This window comes from Streptomyces olindensis, from assembly GCF_040645895.1.
Lineage (GTDB): Bacteria > Actinomycetota > Actinomycetes > Streptomycetales > Streptomycetaceae > Streptomyces > Streptomyces olindensis.
In genome coordinates this window covers 50,086-70,228 of sequence record NZ_JBEYZD010000042.1, presented here as the reverse complement: position 1 = coordinate 70,228, position 20,143 = coordinate 50,086, and the positions used below count along the sequence as shown (strand labels likewise).

Below are 20,143 nucleotides of genomic sequence, written 5' to 3'. Positions count from 1 at the left end.
GTTCGGCACTCGGCACATTGTCGACTTGGCAACTTGGCGTGAAGCATTCGATCACGAAGCGTTGCACTCGTGGGGCGTGCAGGGAAGTGCGCCTTGTCGCAGTGGCCAATCCACGTAGGGTGCGCAGACCCTCCGAGGCCCTTTCCGTGCAGGTCAAACGGGGGTTGGGGGGTGGGTCGGCGGGGTGATGCACGGGTGCGAGAAGTTGGCTGAAAAGTAGCGTGCCTGTGCGCGGAAACCGGTCAGCCGACCGGTGTATCTCCGCCGCTGTGCCGTCCGCCACGGTGGGACCCCGTTCCGGTGCGGTGGTGCCGGCCCCGGTGGGGCGCCCGGTCCTCGGCCGCGAGGCGGGCCGCGCCGCGCTCGGACTGGCGCAGCAGCACCCGGCAGGCGGCCGTGACGGCCGCGAGCCCGAGGGCCGTGCCGGCGGCGCCGGCGAGGGAGGTGCCGTAGGCGAGGAGCACGACCGGGACGAGCAGGCAGCTGAAGGCCGCCCAGCGGACCACGTCCGTCGCGGTGTCCCGCGGCGGCGGGGTCGCGCGGTCCGCCTCCGGGGCGGGGCGAGGTCCGGACATGCGTGCTCCCTGTGGCGTGACTCACGGGTTCAACGCGTGGCCGGGGCGTCGGTCACTGGCTGACCGGATCACCCCCACGGGTAAGTGAATCCTGTGCAAACCGCCTGTACAGCGCAGCAACCATTGCGTTACGGGCGCCGCCTCGTGCATGCTCCCTGGAACCCGCACGCACGGCGGGCGGGATCTGGGCTAAGGAGGCGTGCCGCCGTACCCTTGGGGGTATGGGGTTGGGAAGACCATTCCCGGACACAGCTCCGCCGCACACTGTCGTCCCCCATATAAGGATCACAACGCCGAGACAGCCATGGCCGGTCACGAATTCTTCGAACCCGCGGACCGCAAGCGGCCCGTCGCCGATCCCACGGCGGCCGAGCCCCTGGCGGCGGAAGAGCCACGCCATTCCTGCGACCCCGCCTTCAAGCACGGGGTCGTGGTCGGTTTCGACGGCTCCACGTCCAGCGAGCGCGCCCTGGCGTACGCGATCGGCATGGCCCATCGCTCCGGGTCGGGCCTGATCATCGTCCACGTGGCCAACCGGCTGCCGACCACGGTGTGGGCCGGCTGCGAGCCGCCCGTCTTCGTGGACGTGCCGGACCACCGCACCGAGGTGCTCGGTCTGGAGCTGGCCTGTGCGGACTACTTGGCCGAGGTGCCCTGGATCCTGGTCGAGCGCGGCGGTGACATCTGCCACGAACTCGAAGAGGTCGGCCGGGAGTACGAGGCCGACGCGATCGTCGTCGGCTCGACCCACGGCATCGTGGGCCGGATCTTCGGCTCCGTCGCCGGGCGGCTCGCCAAGCGGGCGCAGCGACCCGTGGTCGTCATTCCCTGAGTGTCAACTCCCTTGCTCGCCTTGTGCGGTGCGTAAATCTACTCGCGCGTAGAGGTGTTTGTGCCCTTGTGAAGGGCATATACGGGACACCGCACAACTGCACATGCACGAAGGGAGCCCGCCGTGGACAAAGACGTCTCCGCGGGAAGCGGAATCACGACCGTGGTCGGTCGACTGGCCCTCGCCCTCACCCTGTTGGCCTTCGGCCTGGGGCATACCGCTGTGATCGACGGCGTGACAGCCGCTGACGCCGTATCAATCGCCCAGTACGTGGGCGGCATCGCGCTCTTCGTCGCCGGGCTGGTGGCCCTGCGGGAGGGCGACTCCGCCGGTGGTACGGCGTTCTCCGTGCTCGGCGCGCTGTGGTTCACCTGGGCCGTGACCGAGGGCGCGGGCGGCAACGCGGCAGGGCTGTTCCTGCTGTTGTTCGCGCTGGTGGCGCTGTCTCTGACACTGGCCGGTGGGGACCAGCTCGGGCAGGGCGTGTACGGGCTGTTCTTCGTCTCGCTGCTGTTGCTCGCGATCGCCGTGTTCGCGGAGAACGACGGGCTGGCGAAGGTCGGTGGGTGGTTCGCCGTGGCTGCGGGTGCCGTTGCCTGGTACGCGGCCACGGCGGCGCTGGCGCACTGGCCGACTGCTCTTCCGAGGCGTGCTGCCGGCCGGGGAGTGACGGCCACCGGTTAGCTGCGCGGGCCGGGGAGTTGGGCGGCTTCCCGGCGATGAAAACGGACCCCCCGTGCTTGGTGGCAGCACGTGGGGGTCCGTCCTCTTGTTTGGCCTCTGCGGGTGCGTGGGGGCTTGTCGCGCAGTTCCCCGCGCCCCTGAAAAAGAAGGCCGGTTACTCCACCGTCACCGACTTGGCCAGGTTCCTCGGCTTGTCGATGTCGCGGCCCAGGGCCAACGCCGTGTGGTACGCCAGGAGTTGCAGGGGGATGCCCATCAGGATCGGGTCGAGTTCGTCCTCGTTCTTCGGGACGACGATCGTCTCGTCGGCCTTCTCCTGGTGCTGGTGGGCCACCGCGAGGATCCTGCCGCTGCGGGCCTTGATCTCCTCCATGGCGGCGCGGTTCTTCTCCAGGAGGTCGTCGTCGGGGACGATCGCGACCGTCGGGAGGGCCGGCTCGATCAGGGCCAGCGGGCCGTGCTTGAGCTCGGAGGCCGGGTAGGCCTCGGCGTGGATGTACGAGACCTCCTTGAGCTTCAGGGACGCCTCGCGGGCCACCGGGTAGCCCCGGACACGGCCGATGAAGAGCATCGAGCGGGCCTCGGCGAACTGCAGGGCCAGCTTCTTGACGTCCTCCTCGTGCTCCATGATCTCGGCGATCTGCGCGGGCAGCTTGCGCAGGCCCTCGATGATGCGCTTGCCGTCCCGGACGGAGAGGTCACGGGTGCGGCCGAGGTGGAGGGCGAGCAGGGCGAAGGCGACCGTGGTGTTGGTGAAGCACTTGGTGGAGACGACGCAGACCTCCGGCCCGGCGTGCACGTAGATGCCGCCGTCCGCCTCGCGGGCGATCGCCGAGCCGACCACGTTCACCACGCCCAGGACGCGGGCGCCCTTGCGCTTCAGCTCCTGCACGGCGGCCAGCACGTCGTAGGTCTCACCGGACTGGGAGACCGCGACGTAGAGCGTGTCGGGGTCGACGACCGCGTTGCGGTAGCGGAACTCGGAGGCCGGCTCCGCGTCGGCGGGGATGCGGGCCAGCTCCTCGATCATCTGGGCGCCGATCATGCCCGCGTGGTACGAGGTGCCGCAGCCGAGGATCTTCACGCGGCGGATCCGCCGGGCCTCGCGGGCGTCCAGGTTCAGGCCGCCCAGGTGCACGGTGGAGAAGCGGTCGTCGATGCGGCCGCGCAGCACGCGGTCCACGGCGTCGGCCTGCTCGTGGATCTCCTTGTGCATGTAGGTGTCGTGGCCGCCCATGTCGTAGGTGGCGGCCTCCCACTCGACGGTGGTGGGCTCCGCCGTGGTGCGGGTGCCTTCCGTCGTGTAGGTGCGGAAGTCGTCGGCCTTCAGGGTGGCCATCTCGCCGTCGTCCAGGGTGACGATCTGGCGGGTGTGGGCGACCAGGGCGGCTATGTCGGAGGCGACGAACATCTCCTTCTCGCCGATGCCGAGGACGACCGGGGAGCCGTTGCGGGCGACGACGATCCGGTCGGGGAAGTCGGCGTGCATGACGGCGATGCCGTACGTGCCCTCGATGAGCCGGAGGGTCTCGCGGACCTTGTCCTCCAGCTTGGTGGCCTGCGAGCGGGCGATGAGGTGGACGAGGACCTCGGTGTCGGTCTCGGAGAGGAACTCGACGCCGTCCGCCTCCAGCTTGCGGCGCAGGTCGGAGGCGTTGTCGATGATGCCGTTGTGGACGACGGCGACCTTGCCCTCGGCGTCCAGGTGCGGGTGGGCGTTCACGTCGGAGGGGGCGCCGTGGGTGGCCCAGCGGGTGTGGGCGATGCCGGTGGTGCCCTTGAAGCGGGCCGGGACCTTGGCCTCCAGGTCGCGGACGCGGCCCTTGGCCTTGACCATCTTCAGGCCGGACGCCTTCGGGGACGTGACGACGATGCCCGCGGAGTCGTACCCGCGGTACTCCAGGCGCTGCAGGCCCTCCAGGAGCAGGGGAGCGACGTCACGCTTCCCGATGTAACCGACGATTCCGCACATGTATACGTATTCCTAGCCGTAGACGATGCGCCGCAGCTGCCGGAGCGAGAGTTCCGGCGGCGCCACCGCGCGATACTTGAGGTCCGCCTCGATCCGCTCGAAGATCGCCGCGTTCACCAGGCCCTGGGCCTGGAGCTCGCGGTGGCGGCGACGGACGTACTCCTCGGTCGTCTCGTCGAAGTAGGCGAGCACGTCCTGGACCACGCGCAGCGCCTCGCCCCTGCTGAGGGGCGTGGACCGCGTCAGATGATCTACGAGTTCGTCGTGCACTCGCTAGATCCTGGGGCACCGGCGGCGCTTTCGCAAGAATTCTGCCCGGTTTCGGGCAGACGGCTGTGGGAATCCCTTGGGGGAACGTTGAACCTGTCATGAGTGCTTGTTCGTGAGGCGTCCACCGGATGTCCGGCATCCCGTTGCCCGAGGCGTCGAATTTTGGACGCCATGGACATTCCTCGTATGGGCGTACCCGAGCGGCTCGCCGAGCGCATGAGCATGGCCGAGCAGCACGAGTACCTGCGCACCCGGTTCTCCCGGCGCACGATGATCAGAGGCGGTGCCGTCACGCTCGGCGCCGTAGCGGGTGGCGCGTTCGTACCCGGCGCCACCGCCCGGGCGGCCGTACCCACCGCCCGCACCGCCCCCGCGACCGAGGCCGTCGACGGCGCCCTCGTCGCCCCCTTCGGCCGCCACCTCGCCTACGGCACCGACCCGCGCACGGAGATGACCGTCTCCTGGCAGGTCCCGGTCGCCGTCAAGAAGCCGTTCATCCGGATCGGTGCCCACCCCTGGGACCTCTCCCGCAGGATCGACGCCGAGGTCCGCACCCTCTTCACGCCCGCCGGCGTCGGCGCCAGCGGCGACCACACCCAGTACTACGTCCACGCCAAGCTGAGCCGTCTGCGCCCGGGCCGGACGTACTACTACGGCGTCGGCCACGAGGGCTTCGACCCGGCCGAGCCGCACCTGCTGGGCACGCTCGGCACCTTCACCACGGCCCCCGCGCACAAGGAGCCGTTCACCTTCACGGCCTTCGGCGACCAGGGCGTCAGCTACCACGCGCTGGCCAACGACAGCCTGATCCTCGGCCAGAACCCGGCCTTCCACCTGCACGCCGGCGACATCGCCTACGGCGACCCGGCCGGCCAGGGCAAGACCTCCGACACCGGCTTCGACTCGCGCGTGTGGGACCAGTTCCTCGCCCAGACCGAGTCCGTCGCCAAGTCGGTGCCGTGGATGCCCGCCTACGGCAACCACGACATGGAGGCCTGGTACGCGCCCCACGGCTACGGCGGCGAGGAGGCCCGCTGGACCCTCCCGGACAACGGCCCCGACCGGAAGAACCTCCCGGGCGTCTACTCCTTCGTCCACGGCAACACGGCGGTGATCTCGCTCGACGCCAACGACGTCTCCTTCGAGATACCGGCCAACCTGGGCCTCTCGGGCGGCACCCAGACCAAGTGGTTCGAGGCGCAGCTCAAGAAGTACCGGGCCGCCCACGACATCGACTTCATCGTCGTGTTCTTCCACCACTGCGCCTACTGCACCTCCACCTCCCACGCCTCCGAGGGCGGGGTCCGGCAGGAGTGGGTGCCGCTGTTCGAGAAGTACACCGTGGACCTCGTCATCAACGGCCACAACCACCAGTACGAGCGCACCGACGTGATCAAGGGAAACAAGGTCACGAAGAAGCTCCCGATCGGCGGCACCGCCTACCCCGAGACCGACGGCGTGGTGTACGTGACGGCCGGTGCGGCGGGCCGCAGCCTCTACGCGTTCAGCGCCCCGCTCTCCTACGAGGGCAACGAGCACGAGGTCGACTCCGTGGCCTCGTTCGTCAACCTCAAGGACGGCAAGCAGGACGAGACCGTCGACTGGTCCCGGGTGCGCTACCTCGACTACTCCTTCCTGCGCGTGGACGTCACGCCCGCGCCGCGGGGACGGCTCGCCACGCTGAAGGTGCGCGGCATCGCCGAGAACGGTGAGCAGGTGGACCACTTCACGGTGGCGCGCCGGGCGAAGTAACACCCCCTGGGCGTCACATCCGCTTCAGGACCGCCTGTTTGGCCGCCGTGAACTCGTCGTCCGTCAGCACGCCCGTGCGGTGCAGCTCACCGAGCTCGCGCAGGCGGCGCAGCAGGGCGTCGTGGTCGTCCTCGGCGGGCGCGACCGGAGGAGAAGGCAGTTCCGGTCGCGTGTCCCGTACATCGGCGGCGGTGGCGGCCCGGGCCGGGTGCGGAAGCCTGGCCTGGACCGCCGCCGCGACCAGCGCCATCAGCGGGTCCTTCTTGAAGCCCCACAACTCCACGGCGTTGGGGTCGTACTTGGGCGGAGTCTTGGTGGGCGCGTTGCGCACGACGAAGCGGAGGTGGCCGTTCTCCAGGCCGGCCGCCGGATGCCACTCCACGCCCGTGATGTCGGCGAGCGCGAGCGTGCGGGTGCCGGCGGCGGCCTTGGCGTCCTCCGTCTTCCAGTTCCACTCCAGGCGTATGCGCTCGCCGTCGAAGCTCGCGGTGCCGTCGCCGGCGGAGACCGACAGCGGCACGGACGGCCCCGGCAGCAGGTACTCGGTCACCGGGTCCGTCGGCACCTGGTCCAGCAGCAGCGCGTTGCGGACCTCGTCGGTGAAGTACTCGGCGACGCCGTAGCGGTCGGACTCGACGATCAGCTGGTACGGGTCGTGGGGCTCGGTGAGCCGCCCGCCGGTCGCGTGCAGCAGCGGATCGGCGCCGTCCCGCAGGCGCAGCCGCAGCCGGCCGCTCTTCTTGCCCTGCTCGAACGAGACCCCCGCCAACGCCCCCAGCGGGACGACCAGTTCACCCAGCTCCCTGCGCAGCAGGCTGACGTTCTTGTCCCGCCCGGGGGTCAGCCGCAGGGCGTCGCCGTCGAAGATCCACGAGCCGTCCTTCTGGATGATTTCCGCCATAGGGTGGATTGTTCCATCAGTGTCCCGGGATAGTGGTCCAGACCTCTTGGAGCTCCTGGCTCACGGAAGGGACGGTTTTGTGAGAGACGGTTCCGTACGACAGCACCGCAGAACGCTGCGCCTTCTCGGATCCCTGCTGCTGGTCGCGGTGGGCGTCTGCGTCACCAAGGCCTCCCCGGCGCAGGCGGCGGCGCCCACGCCGCTCGACCGGGTCATACCGGCCCCCGCCTCGGTCGCCCCCGGCGGCGCCCCGTACCGCATCACGCGCGGCACGCACATCCGCGTCGACGGCTCCAGGGAGGCGCGTCGCGTCGCCGAGTACCTGGCGGACCTCCTGCGGCCCTCCACCGGCTACCGCCTGCCGGTGACCACGCACGGCCCGGGCGGCATCCGGCTGCGCCTCGCCGACGGCGACTTCGGTCCCGAGGGCTACCGCCTCAGCAGCACGCCCCGGGCCCTCACGATCAGCGCCAGGACGCCCGCCGGGCTCTTCCACGGTGTGCAGACCCTGCGCCAGCTCCTCCCCGCGGCCGTCGAGAAGGACACCGTCCAGCCCGGGCCGTGGCTGGTCGCCGGCGGCACCGTCGAGGACAGCCCCCGCTACGGCTGGCGCGGCGCCATGCTCGACGTCTCCCGGCACTTCTTCACCGTCGACCAGGTCAAGCGCTACATCGACCAGCTCGCCCTCTACAAGATCAACAAGCTGCATCTGCACCTCAGCGACGACCAGGGCTGGCGCATCGCCATCGACTCCTGGCCGCGGCTCGCGGCCTACGGTGGTTCGACGGAGGTCGGCGGCGGGCCCGGCGGCTTCTACACGAAGGCCGACTACAAGGAGATCGTGCGGTACGCCGCCTCCCGCTACCTGGAGGTCGTCCCGGAGATCGACATGCCCGGCCACACCAACGCGGCCCTCGCCTCCTATGCCGAGCTGAACTGCGACGGCGTGGCACCGCCGCTGTACACCGGCACCGAGGTCGGCTTCAGCTCGCTGTGCGTCGGCAAGGAGATCACGTACGACTTCGTCGACGACGTGGTCCGGGAACTGGCCGCGCTCACCCCGGGCAGGTACCTGCACATCGGCGGTGACGAAGCGCACTCCACCAGCCACGAGGACTACGTGAAGTTCATGGACCGGGTGCAGCCGGTCGTCGCGAAGTACGGCAAGACGGTGGTGGGCTGGCACCAGCTGACGGGGGCGACTCCGGCGAAGGGCGCGCTCGCGCAGTACTGGGGTCTGGACCGTACGAGTGCGGAGGAGAAGGCGCGGGTGGTGAAGGCCGCGCAGAGTGGGACGGGGCTGATTCTGTCTCCGGCCGACCGGGTGTATCTCGACATGAAGTACACGGAGGAGACGCCGCTGGGGTTGTCCTGGGCGGGGTATGTCGAGGTGAAGCGGTCTTACGACTGGGATCCGGGGGCGTATCTGCCGGGGGTGCCGGCGGGGGCCGTGCGGGGGGTCGAGGCGCCGTTGTGGACGGAGACGATCGAGAACTCCGGGCACATCGAGTACATGACGTTTCCGCGGTTGCCCGGGGTGGCCGAGTTGGGATGGTCGCCGGCTGCCGCGCATGACTGGGAGCGGTACAAGGTGCGGCTTGCTGCGCAGGCTGAGCGGTGGGATGCCCTGGGTATTGAGTGGTATCGGTCGCCGCAGGTGCCGTGGGGTTCTGCCTTGTGACCTATCCGCGGGCCGGTGGGGGCTGGGCGCGCAGTTCCCCGCGCCCCTAAAAGATTGCGCAGTTCGCCGCGCCCCTAGGCAAAATGACGGGCACCCCGGAGGACCGTACTCCGGGGTGCCCGTCTGCTTTGAGGGCGGTCAGAACTCCGCGATCGGGTTCTTCAGGTTGCCCACCAGCTGGAGGGCGCCCGACGGGTCCGACAGGTCCACCATCTGCTCGTTGTTGCGGAGCTGGAGGCGGTTCAGGCAGGACAGGGCGAACTCGGGGGCGAACATGTCGTACTGCTTGAACTTGTCGGCGAGTTCCGGCATCGACTCCTGGTACGCGCGGGTGACCTCCGCGACCGTGCGCCAGAAGTCGTCCTCCTCCAGGATCCCTTCGGTGGCGAGGTTCGCCGCGAGGAAGCGGAAGAAGCAGTCGAAGACGTCCGTGAAGATCGACAGGAGTTTCTTGTCCTCCGGGACCTCCACGCGCAGTCGCTCGACCGTCGGCGGCAGCACCGCGTCCGGGTCCATGACCGCGATCTCCTCGGCGATGTCCTTGTAGATCGCCCGCTGCACGACCCCGTCCTTCAGCACGAGGATGACGTTCTCGCCGTGCGGCATGAAGACCAGGTCGTAGGCGTAGAAGCTGTGCAGGAGCGGCGTGAAGTACGCCTGGAGGTAGCGGCGCAGCCACTCCGTGGGGGCGAGGTCCGACCGCTCGATCAGCGCGCCCGCGACGGACGCGCCCTGGTCGTCGACGTGGACCAGCGAGGCCATGGTGGCCAGCTGCTCGCCCTCCTGGAGGGACGGCACCGGGCTCTCCCGCCACAGCGCGGCGAGCATCTTGCGGTACGGCGAGTAGCGGTCCGTCGCCCGCTCGTACTCCAGGTGCCGGTAGCCGACGGCCGCCCGCTCCTTGATGATCGACAGGCCCGTGGACTTCAGCACCGGGTCGCCCTCGATGAGCTGCGCCAGCCAGTCGTTGATCGCCGGGGTGGCCTCCATGTAGGCCGCCGACAGACCGCGCATGAAGCCCATGTTGATGACGGACAGGGCCGTCTTCACGTAGTGCTTCTCGGGGCTCGTCCGGTTGAAGAAGGTGCGGATGGACTGCTGGGCCAGGTACTCGTCGTCGCCCTCGCCCAGGCACACCAGGTGCTTGCGGGCGACCTCGGCGGCGAAGGTGACGGTGAGCTTGTTCCACCACTGCCAGGGGTGGACCGGGATGAAGAGGTAGTCGGCGGGGTCGAGGTCCTGGTCGCGCAGGACGGCGTGGAAGCGCTCGACGGTCTCCGCGCCCAGCTCCTCGCGCAGGAACGACTCGTACTCGATGCCGACGCCGGCCGTGAACGCGGCGCGTGAGCGGTGCGCGGCCAGCCAGACCAGGCGGACCGGGCTCGCCGTCTCCGGCGCGTACGACAGGTACTCGTGGATGCCGAAGCCGAGCCGCCCGTTGTTGGCGACGAAGCAGGGGTGGCCCTCGGTCATCGAGGTCTCGATGGTCTGGAAGTCGCTGCCCGCCAGCTCGGCCGCCGTGGTCTTCGGCTTGGTGAGCTTGTAGCAGGTGCCGGACAGGGTGGAGGAGATCTCCTCCAGGTAGACCGGCAGGATGCTGTCGCTCAGGCCCAGGGACTTCTGCAGCTCGATGAAGAAGTCCAGGGCGGCGAGGGGGGCTTCGGTGCCGTCCCGGTGGCGGGTGATCGACTCGGCGTCGACCTGCCAGTGGTCGAGGGCGCGGACCGTCGCCGCGAAGGTGTACCGGGTCAGGCCGTCGTCGCTGCGGACGACGTAGGTGCCCTCGCCGGTGGCCTCCGGCGTGATGAGGCGCTCGTGCGCGAACTCGGCGAGCGCCTTGCGGATCAGGAGGCGGTTGGCCCGCGCCCAGCGGTGGGGGGACAGATGCGCTACGGCGTCGGACAGGGTCATACGGCTACTCCTCGGGCGGCCAGGAACTGTGCGCGCGTGCAGAAGCTGAGCAGCGCGCGCTTCTCCGGCTTCTGGATCTCGCGCTCGGGCACGAACCCGACGGCCTCGTTCAGGGCGTGGACGGCCTTGTTGTCCACGTCGGGCTCGACGACGACCCGCTCCACCGCGGGGTCCTCGAAGAGGTGCTCCATCACGGCGGTGATGACGGACCGGGTGAAGCCGCGCACGGGCGTGTCGGTCGGCGGGGTGAGGAAGTGCATGCCGACGTCGCCCGGCTGCGGCTCGTACAGGCCGACCAGCTCGCGGTGGGCCGGGTCATACTTCTCCATCAGGAAGGCGGGGACACCGTCCTGGAGGCCGAGTTCGGCGTGGTGATGCTCGTCGGCCGCGATCTCCATGTAGGCGCGCTCGACGTCCTCCAGTCTCGCGTCCTGCATCATCCAGAAGGCGGCCTTGGGGTGGGTGACCCAGGCGTGCAGGAGCTCTGCGTCCTTCAGCGGGTCGAGGGGGCGGAACGTGAACGTCATACCGAGAACTCCTGGAACGCGATCGTCTTCTCCACCGGGTAGTACTCGGTGCCGAGCAGCTCGCGGATGATGTACGCGTTCCGGTAGGGGCCCATGCCCAGGTCGGGGCTGGTGATGCTGTGGGTGTGGACGCCGGCGTTCTGCAGGAAGATCCCCCGGCCGGTGACGTCGATGGCGTAGTTGCGGGCGACGTCGAAGTTGCCCCGGGAGTCGTAGCGCAGCCGGTCGCGGACCGGCTTCAGGAACTCCGGCTCGGCGTACCGGTAGCCCGTGGCCAGGATCAGGCCCTCGGAGCTCAGCTCGAAGTCCTTCTCCTGCTCCTCCTGGCGGAAGGACAGCGTGTACGTGCCGTTCTCGTACCGTGCATCGGTGAGCGCGGAGTTGGTGAGCAGCCGCGTCGGGACCGGGCCGCCGAGGTTCTTCTGGTAGAGCAGGTCGAAGATCTCGTTGATCAGGTCGCCGTCGATGCCCTTGAACAGGCCCTTCTGCTCGGCCGTGAGGCGGTAGCGGGTGGCCTCGGGCAGCTCGCGGAAGTAGTCGACGTACTCGGGGGACGTCATCTCCAGCGTGAGCTTGGTGTACTCCAGCGGGAAGAACCGCGGGGAGCGGGTGACCCAGTTCAGCTTGTAGCCGTGGACGTCGATCTCGCTGAGCAGGTCGTAGTAGATCTCGGCGGCCGACTGGCCCGAGCCGACCAGCGTGATGGAGTCCTTCTTCTGCAGCTCCGCCTTGTGCTGGAGGTAGCGGGAGTTGTGGATGAAGTCGCCGCCCAGGCCCTGGCAGGCCTCGGGGATGTGCGGCGGGGTGCCGGTGCCGAGCACCAGGTGACGGGCGCGGTAGGTGTCGCCGGCCGTGGTCCGCACGACGTAGACGTCGTCCTCGTACGTCACCTCCGCCACCGTCGTGCTGAAGCGGATGCTGCTCAGTTTGTTCGCGGCCCAGCGGCAGTAGTCGTCGTACTCGACGCGCAGCGGGTAGAAGTTCTCGCGGATGTAGAACGAGTACAGCCGGCCCTTCTCCTTCAGGTAGTTCAGGAAGGAGTACGGCGACGTCGGGTCGGCGAGAGTGACCAGGTCCGACATGAACGGCGTCTGGAGGTGGGCGCCGTCGAGGAACATCCCCGCGTGCCACTCGAAGTCGGGCTTCGACTCCAGGAAGACGCCGTCGAGTTCGGCGATGGGCTCGGTCAGGCAGGCCAGGCCGAGGTTGAAGGGGCCGAGCCCGATGCCCACGAAGTCATGGGTTCTGGTCGGGTTGTCAGGACGCGCGGTCAAGGGATTCTCCCAGGTACTGCTCGGCGTGGCCGGCGATCAGGTCGAGGACGGCGGCGATGTCGGACGCCTGCGTCTCGGGGTTGAGCAGGGTGAACTTCAGGTAGTGGCGGCCGCCCACCTTGGTGCCCGCGACGATGGCGTCACCGGAGGCGAACAGCGCCTTGCGGGCGTAGAGGTTGGCGCGGTCGATCTCGGCGGGGTCGGTGACGTTCGCCGGGATGTAGCGGAAGACCAGGGTGGACAGGCTGGGCTCGACCACGACGTCGAAGCGCGGGTCGGCGGCGAGGAGCTTCCAGCCCTCCTGGGCCAGCGCGCACACCTCGTCGAAGAGCTGCCCGATGCCGTCGGCGCCCATGGTGCGCAGCGTCATCCACAGCTTGAGGGCGTCGAAGCGGCGGGTGGTCTGCAGGGACTTGTCCACCTGGTTGGGGATACGTTCCTGCACCATGCGGCGCGGGTTCAGGTACTCGGCGTGGTAGGTGGCGTGCCGGAGCGTGGCCGCGTCGCGGACCAGCACGGCGGACGAACTCACCGGCTGGAAGAAGGACTTGTGGTAGTCCACCGTCACGGAGTCGGCGCGCTCGATGCCGTTCAGCCGGTCCCGGTGCTTCAGGGAGGCGAGGAGGCCGCAGCCGTAGGCGGCGTCGACGTGCATCCAGGTGCCGTACTGGGCGGTGAGTTCCGCGATCTCGGGCAGCGGGTCGATCGAGCCGAAGTCGGTGGTCCCGGCGGTGGCGACGACGGCCATGGGGACGAGGCCGTCCTCGGCGCAGCGCTCCAGCTCGCGGGCGAGGGCGACGGTCTGCATGCGCTTGTCGTGGTCGACGGGGATCGACACGACGGCGTCCTGGCCGAGACCGAGCAGTTTCGCGGACTTCTTCACGCTGAAGTGGCTGACCTCGGAGGCGAAGATGCGCAGTTTCGCCAGGTCCTCGGTCTTGGCCTCCTCGCGGGCGAGCAGCAGTGCCTGGAGGTTGGACTGGGTGCCGCCGGAGGTGAACACGCCGTCGGCGTTCTCGCCGAGGCCGATGCGGGCGGTCGTCCAGTCGATCAGTTTCCGCTCGATGAGGGTGCCGCCGGCGGACTGGTCCCAGGTGTCCAGGGAGGAGTTCACGGCGGACAGGACGGCCTCGCCGAGCACGGCCGGGATGACGACCGGGCAGTTGAGGTGGGCCAGGTAGCGGGGGTGGTGGAAGTAGATCGCGTCCCGGAGGTAGACCTCCTCCAGTTCGTCGAGCACCGCGGTGGTGTCGTGCAGCGGCTGGTCGAGGTCGATCTCGTCGATGCGGGGAGCGAGGGCGTCGACGGTGACGCCGGTGAACGGCCTTTCGGTGGCGGCGAGTTTGGCGGCCACCCGCTCGACTCCGTCGGTCACGGAGCGGCGGTACTGCTCCGCGGTGGTGTCGTTGAGCAGGTGCGAGCGCATGTGGGGGTCCTCCGGTGGGGACAGTCCGGTGCGGGACGGGGGCGGGCGAGAGCCCCGATCTAACTTAGGTAAGCCTAACCTAAGTTGATCGATGGGGAACCGGCCCCTGCCGTGACTGTGGTCACTCAGATCACTTCGTGTCGTGTTGTGTCGGGTCGGGTCGGGTCGGGTCGAGGCGGGGCGGTGGCTACCCCTCGGCCCGCAACTGCTCCTCGCTCACGCCACGGCGCCAGTAGCCGACGAACGTGACCCGCCGCCGGTCGATCCCGCGCTCGCGCACGAAGTGCCGGCGCAGCTCCTTCACACAGCCGGACTCGCCGGCGATCCAGACGTACGGCCGCTCGGCGGGCGGGAGTTGGGCGTCGCGGAGGGCGTCGAGGGCCATGGGGGAGCCCTCGGCGCCCTGCTCCTCGCGGACGAGCCAGGTGATCTCGGCGTCCGCCTCGGTCACCAGGTCCTGGATGTCCCCGGCGTGGGGCACCTCCAGCCAGACCCGGGCGCGGGTGCCGGCCGGCAGGGACTCGACGATGGCCGAGGCGGCCGGGACGGCGGTCTCGTCACCCCAGACCACCACGAGGTCGGCGTCCTGCGGCGGCCGGAAGCGGATCGCCCGGTTGTCGGCGACGGCCGGTCCGAGCAGCAGGACCCGGTCCCCGGCGGCGGCCCGGGCCGCCCAGCGGGAGGCGGGCCCGGCCTGGACGGCGGCGCCCGGCTCGATGCCGTGCAGGGCGAAGTCGATGTCGATCTCGTCCGGGTCGCGGCGCAGCGCGCGCAGCGTGTACGACCGCATCACGGCCCGTACGTCGTCCGGGAGTTCCCGCCAGCCCTGCCACCACCCGTCGCCCAGCTCCAGCGGGACGACCGGCTCGGGCTGCCCCTGGTGCGGCAGGAACAGGGACAGGGACTGGTCACGCCCGTCGGAGTGGAAGGCGTGCAGGTCGGGCCCGCCGAAGGTGACCCGGACCAGAGACGGCCCGAGCCGCCTCGTCCGCACGACCTGAAGGGAGAAGAAACGGAACGGGGCGGCTACGGCGGTGGTCATATAAGGCTCCTGAGTTGTCGTCAGGCGGTGTGGGGCGCCCTTCAGGGGCGCGGGGAACTGCGCGCACAGCCACGCACGGCCCGCGCTCACAGTCCCCGCGCCGCTCTCACGGCGCTCAGGCGCTCGGGCGCCTAGCTGACCTTCTTCGCGGTCTCGATGGCCTTCGCCAGGTTCTCCACCAGCGGCACGCACTTGTCGTACGACAGGATCGGCTCGGGCGAGCGCGCGATGACCTGCCCGGCCTTGACCGCGGGCAGCTTCTTCCAGGTCGCCTCGGTGATGTCCGCCGGCTGGATCGTCGAGGAACGGTCGTCCATCATGATGATGTCCGCCGGGTACTTGTCGACGTTCTCCCAGCTCAGGCTCTCGAACCAGCCGCCGGTCTTGGCCTTGGCCTTCTCCGGCGGCTCGACGAAGTTCACGCCGAGGGCCTTGAAGTACTCCAGGTCGACGGAGAAGTTGGTGCCGGAGACGTAGAAGAGCTCCTGGCTCGCGGAACCGGCCATCACCTTGATGTCGGGGTGGGCCTTGGCGGCCTTGCGGAGGCGCTCGGAGGCCTCCTCGAAGCGCTTCTTGGCGTCGGTGGCCTTCGCGGACTTCATGTCGCCGCCGAGGGACTCGGCCAGCTCCCACATGCGCTGCAGCGGGGCGGTGAGCTGACGGTCGTAGACGGAGATGCCGACGCTCGGGGCGAGCTTGGCGATCTTGTCCTTGGAGGCCTCGGGGACGTACCAGAGGGTGCCGGCCGAGTCGAACATGGTGCTGATCAGCACATCGGGGGCGAGGGCGGCGTACTTCTCGACGCTGAACTGGTCCCAGGTGTTGCCGAGGATGGTCACCTTGCTGATGTCCATGTCGCCGGCCTGGACGTCGGGCTTGCCGGCCTGGGTCTTGGTGGGGCCGAAGACGCCCTTGACGGAGACGCCGTAGTCGTGGAGGGCGGCGGCGACACCGGTGAACGCGACGATGTTCGCGGGCACCTTGTCGAGCTTGACGGTCTTGCCGCGGTCGTCCTTGAAGGACCACGGGCCGGACTTGGCGGACGCCGTCGATTCCGAGCCGCCGTCCTTGGAGTCCTCGGTGCCGCACGCGGTCACGAAGGCGCCGAGTCCGAGTGCGCCACCGGCAGCGAGGAGGCCGCGGCGGGAGAAGCGGGCGGTTCTGGCGTTCGACATGGGTGGGTCTGCTTTCGTACGTACGGAGCCACTGCGGGCGCGGCTGCTGGCCACTTGGCTGGAATCAGGCTTAGGTTAGCCTAACCTCAGATCTTGTCCAGGGGGGCCCTCGTATCCGTGCCCGGGGGAGGGGGCGGGGATGCCGGGGGAGGCAGTGATCCGAATCACGGAGGGCCGGGACTTCCCGGCCGCCCCGCCTACGAGTTGAGGCGCCGCGCCACGGCCCGGACCAGGTCGGTGCGGGCGACGCGCAGCGTGAACGCCAGGCCGGCCTCGCTGTTCTTCATCGCCGGCTTCGCGTACCAAGGGAGGCCGCGGCGGCGCCACTTGGCGGGGGCCAGGTCCAGGGGGATGGACGGCAGCGGCACGGTCCACGGTCCGAGGCGGACGCGTCCCTCCCACAGCCCGGCGGGCAGTTCGGTGACCGGCACCCGCACCACGAAGTCACCGCCGGACTCCGAGGCGCGGCGGGCGGGGAACGCGGCGCTGCCGCCGCGGCCGTCCTCCAGGCGCGCTACGAGGGCCCCGTCGGGGACGGCGGCGAGCGTGCACCGGCCGGCCAACTCCAGTTCCGTGGGCGCGCCGGGGGCCCACCGCACCGTGGCGACGTTCAGCTGGGGCAGCACCTCGTGCTTGCGTTCCCCGATGTCGAGCGTGAGGTTGCCGTGCGGCTTGGTGGCGTACAGCGTCACGGCGCGCAGCGCGTCGCCGCTGCCGACGATGTGCGTCGCCGGGGATCCGCAGACCCCGCGGTCCCGCTTGCTGCCGATCCGCACCTCGCGGGAGACGCCCTGAGCCCCGATCGCGAGGAACAGGTCCCACAGTCCGTCGGCGAGCGGTGCGCCGTGGCCGGCGGTGGTGAGGTCGACGGCGGCCTCGAAGCCGGCCTTGTCGTAGACGTAGTGGCCCTCGTCCTCGTCCTCGCCGAGCCCGGGGGTCGCGGTGTGTGTGACCAGAAGCCGGTACTCGGTACCGCTCTCGCGCTCGCGCAGCACGAGTTCGGTGGACACGTCCTCGGTGGCCACCCGGTGCAGGTAGCCGTGCCCGGCCAGGTGCAGCACGGTGCCGCGGAGTTCGGCGCGGCCGATGTGGTGGCGCACGCCGAGCTGGCGGGTCACGTCGTAGCAGGTGTCGGGGATGCCGCGGGACGGGTCGCGCAGGTAGGGGTAGCGGGCGTAGGCGCGGCCGCCGTCGACGAGGACGGGGGTCGCCACGCCGCTTCCGGCCAGCTCGCTCTCGAACCGCAGGAGTTCGAGCAGTTCATCCAGCATGGTGTGCCGGACGAGGTGCAGGCGCAGGCGGGCCATCGCCGACAGCCGGTCGTCCAGCCCTTCGTGCCAGAGCGGCGCGATGATCTCGGCGAGCCGGGCCAGCCCCTTTTCCTGCTCGGCCCGGGGCTCCTGCGCCAGATGGGCGAGGAGTTGCTGCACCTCCACCGTCAGGTGGCGGTGGGCCAGGTGGTCGCGGCCGGGACCGGACGGCACCTGTTCGAGGAGCAGGTCGACCATGCGGGGCAGGAAGCGCAACCGGGGTTCGGAGCCGCCGGTCCGCAGGGTGATGTTGCCGCTGTCCTCACGCTCGACCCAATAGAGGCAGTCGTAGTCGGCGAGGACGGATATGCCGTCCGCGTGCAGGTAGGCGGGGCCGACGAAGAGCTGGTCCTCGCCGATCTTCAGGTCCGTCGGGAAACGCAGTTCCAGCCGCTCCAGAAGCTCGCGGCGGAACAGCTTCATGGGGTTGAGGGTCCAGTACACGCGGGACGAGAAGACGTCGGTGCGTGGCTGGTCGCGACGGAACATCGAGGTGGGGGCCCCGCGCCCGCCGACCCCGACCATCTTGCCGAGCACGATGTCGGTGCCGTTGCTCTCGGCCATGGCCACCATGCGCTCCAGCGCCTCGGGGGCCAGGTAGTCGTCGGCGTCCAGGAAGAAGACGAATGTGCCCCGGGCGTGGTCGAGCCCTTTGTTCCGCGGTGCCGAGGGCCCCCCTGAATTCTCTTGGTGGAAGACCCGCAACAGCGTCGGGTATTCCTCGGCGAGCCGGTCGAGTTCCTCGCCCGTGCCGTCCGTGGAGCCGTCATCGACGGCGAGTATCTCCACCGCGTCCTGGCCGATGCTTTGCTCGGCCACGGAAGTGATGCATCGCGTGAGATAGGGCATCGCGTTGTACGCAGCGATAACCACGGAAACGACAGGGCCGGCCATCGGAGCTCCCCCAGAAAAACGATGCACGTCCCCTTGCCAAGCCTGCTGGGAATGCGCGTCTGGTCATTACGCGCGCAGGGGGAGATGTCATATGCACTGTGAAGATACCATGGAGTAGGGGTGTACGTGAAGTGGCCCTTTGGGGAACTGGCAGCTCGGGGCGACTTTCGGCCGGTTGGCCCGATGGGTGATTTGTGTCCGTGTTGGCAGAATCGTCGCTTCCTCTTCGCCGGGGCTGAAGGCTTGACATGCTTCAGCTACGCCATATTTAGTCTGCGCTTACAACTTACATAGCGGGCGGGGGTGGGTCTGCCCGGATGAGCCCAAGGGGTGGGTGTGCGTACGCGTATGCGTCCGGGCTGGGTATGGGCTGCGACAGCAGGCGCCTTTGCCATGGCTATAAGCGGTCCTTCGGTGAGTTCTCCGCAGGCCGCGGCAGCAGCCTGCACAGCGGGGACTTCCAGCGACTTCAATGGCGACGGCGTGGCCGACACGGTTATCGCCGATCCGCAGGCCACCGTGAACGGAGCCAAGGCGGCAGGCCTCGTCCGGGTCGTCCTGGGCGGCGGCAAGGGTGTCGCCGAGATCTCCCAGGCGACGAGCGGCATGGGCGCGACCCCCGAAGCGGGTGATCAGTTCGGCTTCTCCCGGAGTTCGTACGACGCGGACGGGGACGGTTGCACCGACCTGGTCGTAGGCACTCCGTACGAAGACGTCGCCAAGGACGGCGGGCAGTTGGTCGACGCGGGTGCCGTGTACGTCATCCACGGCACCCCGACCGGCATCGGCGCGGGCTCGAAGATCGAGGGGTACACCCAGTCGGAGCTCGACTCCGGTACGTCCACCGAGGCGTACGACTGGTTCGGATACGCGCTGCGGGCCGGCGGTACGGCGAGCAGCACGCCGTACCTGGTGGTCGGCGCACCCGGTGAGAACGTGACCGTGGACGGGACGACATATGGCGACGCGGGCTGCGTCACCTACGTCCAGGGCGCGACGCGGGTGTCGGTCAGCCAGAAGGATCCGGGCGTCCCCGGCGAGGTCGAGGCGCATGATCGCTTCGGTTACTCGGTGACCGGGACGAATCGGTTCTTCGCCGTCGGCGCCCCCGGTGAGGCCATCGGCGACGCCACGTTCGCGGGCGGTGTGAGCGTCTTCAGCCACACCATGTCCGGCGGACTGCCCACGCCCCTGGTCGGACTCGACCAGGACGGCTCCGGGATCGACGGCATCGCCGAAGCCGGTGACGGGTTCGGAGCCTCGGTCTCGATGACGGGGTACCGGCCCGGTGACCAGACCTACAACTCGGACGTGCTCCTCGCGGTCGGGACGCCGGGCGAGGACATCGGCGAGACCGCCGACGCGGGCAGCGCCGCGGTGTTCCGGGTCCAGCCGTCCGGGGCGTACACGGAGGTGACGGCGATCGACGCCGTGGATCTCGGTGAGACCCCGGCCGCCGGGGACTTCATGGGGCAGCGCGTGACGATCGCCAACATCGACACCGCCGTGGTCACGACCTCGGCGACCGTCCGGCTCGCTGTAGGCGTGCCCGGCAGGGACATCGCGTCCGCCAAGGACGCGGGAGCCGTTCGTATCCTTCGGCCACTGGACTCGGCTGTCGGCGCGGCCGACAAGACCCTCGTGCGCGGTTCGGGGCTGCCCGGAACCGCCGCCGCCCGTGACTACACCGGCACGGCCCTCACTTCGGGATCGGCCTACCTCTACCTCGGAGTCCCCCACAGCAAAGCCGCCGACTCGCCCAAGGGAGTGCTCTACGTCCTGCCCTGGACCGACATCGACGGCACGACCAAGGTCGGCACCACGACCTACCTTCCCGGCGCGAACGGGCTGCCCAGCGAAGGCGTGGCGTTCGGAACGGTCGGATGAGCAGCGGATCGGGAAGAGGGAAGCGCGTCA

16 protein-coding genes are annotated in these 20,143 nt (G+C 69.5%); 5 read left to right on the top strand and 11 right to left on the bottom strand.

The window, feature by feature from the left end; translation table 11 throughout:
- Window positions 1-242: 242 nt before the first annotated feature.
- Complete coding sequence (locus tag ABZ948_RS25590; protein ID WP_359763223.1) at window positions 243-575, bottom strand: hypothetical protein; 333 nt, start codon at window positions 573-575, stop codon at window positions 243-245.
- Between the two features lie 304 nt (window positions 576-879).
- Here ABZ948_RS25590 and ABZ948_RS25585 point away from each other — a divergent pair, with 304 nt between their 5' ends.
- Window positions 880-1,407 (top strand): universal stress protein, encoded by a 528-nt coding sequence (locus ABZ948_RS25585; RefSeq protein WP_031114250.1) that lies wholly within the window; start codon window positions 880-882, stop codon window positions 1,405-1,407.
- Window positions 1,408-1,530: 123 nt separating this feature from the next.
- Window positions 1,531-2,091: a GPR1/FUN34/YaaH family transporter gene (locus ABZ948_RS25580; protein ID WP_359763222.1), complete on the top strand. Its 561-nt coding sequence runs from the start codon at window positions 1,531-1,533 to the stop codon at window positions 2,089-2,091.
- Window positions 2,092-2,245: 154 nt separating this feature from the next.
- On the opposite strand, the gene glmS is transcribed toward ABZ948_RS25580, so the two are convergent.
- Entirely contained in the window at window positions 2,246-4,063 is a 1,818-nt protein-coding gene (glmS, locus tag ABZ948_RS25575; RefSeq protein WP_359763220.1) for a glutamine--fructose-6-phosphate transaminase (isomerizing), read from the bottom strand.
- A gap of 12 nt (window positions 4,064-4,075) precedes the next feature.
- Window positions 4,076-4,333 (bottom strand): hypothetical protein, encoded by a 258-nt coding sequence (locus ABZ948_RS25570; RefSeq protein ID WP_190048212.1) that lies wholly within the window; start codon window positions 4,331-4,333, stop codon window positions 4,076-4,078.
- A 186-nt stretch (window positions 4,334-4,519) separates the two neighbouring features.
- Between ABZ948_RS25570 and ABZ948_RS25565 the strand changes: the two genes are divergently transcribed.
- A complete protein-coding gene (locus tag ABZ948_RS25565) occupies window positions 4,520-6,085 on the top strand; it encodes a purple acid phosphatase family protein (protein ID WP_359763239.1) in 1,566 nt (521 codons plus the stop codon).
- A 13-nt stretch (window positions 6,086-6,098) separates the two neighbouring features.
- Here ABZ948_RS25565 and ABZ948_RS25560 read toward each other — a convergent pair whose 3' ends face one another.
- Window positions 6,099-6,986, bottom strand: a complete 888-nt coding sequence (locus tag ABZ948_RS25560; RefSeq protein WP_359763217.1) for a DUF4429 domain-containing protein — start codon at window positions 6,984-6,986, stop codon at window positions 6,099-6,101.
- Between the two features lie 79 nt (window positions 6,987-7,065).
- On the opposite strand from ABZ948_RS25560, the gene ABZ948_RS25555 reads away from it, so the two are divergent.
- Complete coding sequence (locus ABZ948_RS25555) at window positions 7,066-8,667, top strand: beta-N-acetylhexosaminidase (RefSeq protein WP_359763215.1); 1,602 nt, start codon at window positions 7,066-7,068, stop codon at window positions 8,665-8,667.
- A 138-nt stretch (window positions 8,668-8,805) separates the two neighbouring features.
- Here ABZ948_RS25555 and ABZ948_RS25550 read toward each other — a convergent pair whose 3' ends face one another.
- The 7 genes from ABZ948_RS25550 to ABZ948_RS25520 all read right to left on the bottom strand — a co-directional run bounded on the left by ABZ948_RS25550 (window position 8,806) and on the right by ABZ948_RS25520 (window position 18,226).
- Window positions 8,806-10,578, bottom strand: coding sequence for an IucA/IucC family protein (locus tag ABZ948_RS25550; RefSeq protein WP_359763213.1), 1,773 nt, complete (start codon window positions 10,576-10,578; stop codon window positions 8,806-8,808).
- Window positions 10,575-11,105 (bottom strand): GNAT family N-acetyltransferase, encoded by a 531-nt coding sequence (locus ABZ948_RS25545; RefSeq protein ID WP_359763212.1) that lies wholly within the window; start codon window positions 11,103-11,105, stop codon window positions 10,575-10,577. Before ABZ948_RS25545 ends, ABZ948_RS25550 begins: the two co-directional genes overlap by 4 nt.
- Entirely contained in the window at window positions 11,102-12,379 is a 1,278-nt protein-coding gene (locus ABZ948_RS25540) for a lysine N(6)-hydroxylase/L-ornithine N(5)-oxygenase family protein (RefSeq protein ID WP_359763210.1), read from the bottom strand. Before ABZ948_RS25540 ends, ABZ948_RS25545 begins: the two co-directional genes overlap by 4 nt.
- Window positions 12,363-13,805, bottom strand: coding sequence for a lysine decarboxylase DesA (gene desA, locus ABZ948_RS25535; RefSeq protein ID WP_359763208.1), 1,443 nt, complete (start codon window positions 13,803-13,805; stop codon window positions 12,363-12,365). Before desA ends, ABZ948_RS25540 begins: the two co-directional genes overlap by 17 nt.
- Before the next feature lie 187 nt (window positions 13,806-13,992).
- On the bottom strand, window positions 13,993-14,847 hold the full coding sequence (locus ABZ948_RS25530) for a siderophore-interacting protein (protein WP_359763206.1): 855 nt from the start codon (window positions 14,845-14,847) through the stop codon (window positions 13,993-13,995).
- 131 nt (window positions 14,848-14,978) lie between these two features.
- Window positions 14,979-16,022 (bottom strand): ABC transporter substrate-binding protein, encoded by a 1,044-nt coding sequence (locus ABZ948_RS25525; protein WP_359763204.1) that lies wholly within the window; start codon window positions 16,020-16,022, stop codon window positions 14,979-14,981.
- 197 nt (window positions 16,023-16,219) lie between these two features.
- On the bottom strand, window positions 16,220-18,226 hold the full coding sequence (locus ABZ948_RS25520) for a glycosyltransferase (RefSeq protein WP_359763202.1): 2,007 nt from the start codon (window positions 18,224-18,226) through the stop codon (window positions 16,220-16,222).
- 483 nt (window positions 18,227-18,709) lie between these two features.
- On the opposite strand from ABZ948_RS25520, the gene ABZ948_RS25515 reads away from it, so the two are divergent.
- Entirely contained in the window at window positions 18,710-20,113 is a 1,404-nt protein-coding gene (locus ABZ948_RS25515; protein WP_359763200.1) for an integrin alpha, read from the top strand.
- Window positions 20,114-20,143: the final 30 nt, after the last annotated feature.

Coding starts and splice junctions, on each gene's coding strand:
- ABZ948_RS25590 (WP_359763223.1), bottom strand. CDS start 575: ATGTCCGGACCTCGCCCCGCCCCGGAGGCGGACCGCGCGACCCCGCCG.
- ABZ948_RS25585 (WP_031114250.1), top strand. CDS start 880: ATGGCCGGTCACGAATTCTTCGAACCCGCGGACCGCAAGCGGCCCGTC.
- glmS (WP_359763220.1), bottom strand. CDS start 4,063: ATGTGCGGAATCGTCGGTTACATCGGGAAGCGTGACGTCGCTCCCCTG.
- ABZ948_RS25565 (WP_359763239.1), top strand. CDS start 4,520: ATGGGCGTACCCGAGCGGCTCGCCGAGCGCATGAGCATGGCCGAGCAG.
- ABZ948_RS25560 (WP_359763217.1), bottom strand. CDS start 6,986: ATGGCGGAAATCATCCAGAAGGACGGCTCGTGGATCTTCGACGGCGAC.
- ABZ948_RS25550 (WP_359763213.1), bottom strand. CDS start 10,578: ATGACCCTGTCCGACGCCGTAGCGCATCTGTCCCCCCACCGCTGGGCG.
- ABZ948_RS25545 (WP_359763212.1), bottom strand. CDS start 11,105: ATGACGTTCACGTTCCGCCCCCTCGACCCGCTGAAGGACGCAGAGCTC.
- desA (WP_359763208.1), bottom strand. CDS start 13,805: ATGCGCTCGCACCTGCTCAACGACACCACCGCGGAGCAGTACCGCCGC.
- ABZ948_RS25530 (WP_359763206.1), bottom strand. CDS start 14,847: ATGACCACCGCCGTAGCCGCCCCGTTCCGTTTCTTCTCCCTTCAGGTC.
- ABZ948_RS25525 (WP_359763204.1), bottom strand. CDS start 16,022: ATGTCGAACGCCAGAACCGCCCGCTTCTCCCGCCGCGGCCTCCTCGCT.
- ABZ948_RS25520 (WP_359763202.1), bottom strand. CDS start 18,226: ATGGCCGGCCCTGTCGTTTCCGTGGTTATCGCTGCGTACAACGCGATG.